Origin of the sequence: Flavobacterium sp. UGB4466 (genome assembly GCF_903469665.1) — a bacterium.
GTDB classification, from domain to species: Bacteria; Bacteroidota; Bacteroidia; order Flavobacteriales; family Flavobacteriaceae; genus Flavobacterium; species Flavobacterium lipolyticum.
In genome coordinates, this window is sequence record NZ_CAGKLC010000233.1 from 1 (window position 1) to 1,520 (window position 1,520).

General features: G+C 41.8%; 1 protein-coding gene. It reads left to right on the top strand.

Features of this window, described 5'->3' with window-relative positions:
* On the top strand, positions 1-1,520 hold a 1,520-nt coding region (locus JO950_RS21820; RefSeq protein ID WP_202704529.1), incomplete at both ends, for a cadherin-like beta sandwich domain-containing protein.

Here is a 1,520-nt window from a genome sequence, read left to right on the forward strand (position 1 = left end):
TTTTATGGAGCTAGTGGTCATACATATTATTTAAGAACAGTCAACTCCGGTAATTCTGCCACATTGACGACACCTGACAATGTAGCTACTTTAAGTAATTTGAGTATTAGCGACGGAACTCTGAATCCAGTTTTTAACTCAGCTACGATGAGTTACAAAGCCACGGTGCCTTACAAGACTAGCGACATAACGGTATCGCCCGTAATGAGTAGTGATAAGGCGACCATTAAAGTAAATGATATTGCGTTGGCAAGTGGAAGGCCTTCGCAAGCGATTGCTCTAAAAGTTGGAGATAATAACATTACCGTAGCAGTAACCGCTCAGGATGGTACTCAGAAAACATATACGGTAAATGTAACCAGACTTGCTTTGACTCAGCCTATTGTTCAGGCTACTAATCTTACTTTTACCAAGACGACAGCGACGAGCACTATGTTGAACTGGACCAATGGAGATGGAGAAGGAAGAATTGTATTTATGCGTGAAGGTGCAACTTCGAGTAATCCTGTACCGGATAATACTTATTTTAAAGACAATCAAACCTTTGGTAAGGGTGATCAGATTGGTACAACAGGCTGGTATGCCATTGTTAAGACTAGTGAAGGTAATGCGTTAACGATTAATGGTTTGAGTCCAGTAAAGACCTATCAGGCAATGGTGATGGAGTTTAACGGTTCCCCAAGTAATCCTTTCTTTTTAACCACAACCAGCACCGCTAATCCGGCAACAGTCACTACATTAAGTAATGTCGCTACTTTAAGCAATTTGGGTATTAGTTCAGGAGCTTTGGATCCGGTTTTCTCTTCAGAAACTACAGATTATACTGTGAAAGTGCCTAACAAAGTCAGTAGCGTAACAGTAACGCCAGTTACGACCGATAGTCATGCAACGGTAAAAGTAAATGGGGTAGCGGTGACCAACGGAAATCCTTCGCAAGTGATTGATAATCTGGAAGTAAATAATGTGGATGCTAAGGCTAATCGTATTGCGATCGAAGTTACGGCTCAGGATGGTACGGTAAAAACCTACACCATAAAAGTGCTCAGGCTTTTAGCGCCGCCAACGATTCAGGCCACTAATGTTACTTTTACCAATACCACAGCAAATACAACGAGAGTGAACTGTACAAATGGGAACGGAATGATGAGAGCTGTATTTATGCGCCTAAGTACAGGCGATGGCACCACACCTGTACCAGATAATGTATTTTTTGAAGACGATGAAACCTTTGGTAAGGGCGATCAGATCGGTACAACAGGCTGGTATCTCATTTATTATCTGGTAGGTAATAATGGTGTAGAAGTTATTGGTTTAATGCCCGGAACAACTTATCAGGTCATGATTATGGAGATAAATATTAGTAATGGTTATCTATCCTATTTAACCACGACCAGCACCGGTAATCCGGCAACAGTTACTACACCACTGAGTAATGTCGCTACTTTGAGTAATGTAAGCCTGAGCGCCGGGGCACTTACTACGGTTTTCTCCCCGGAAACTACAGTTTATACGGCTAAAGT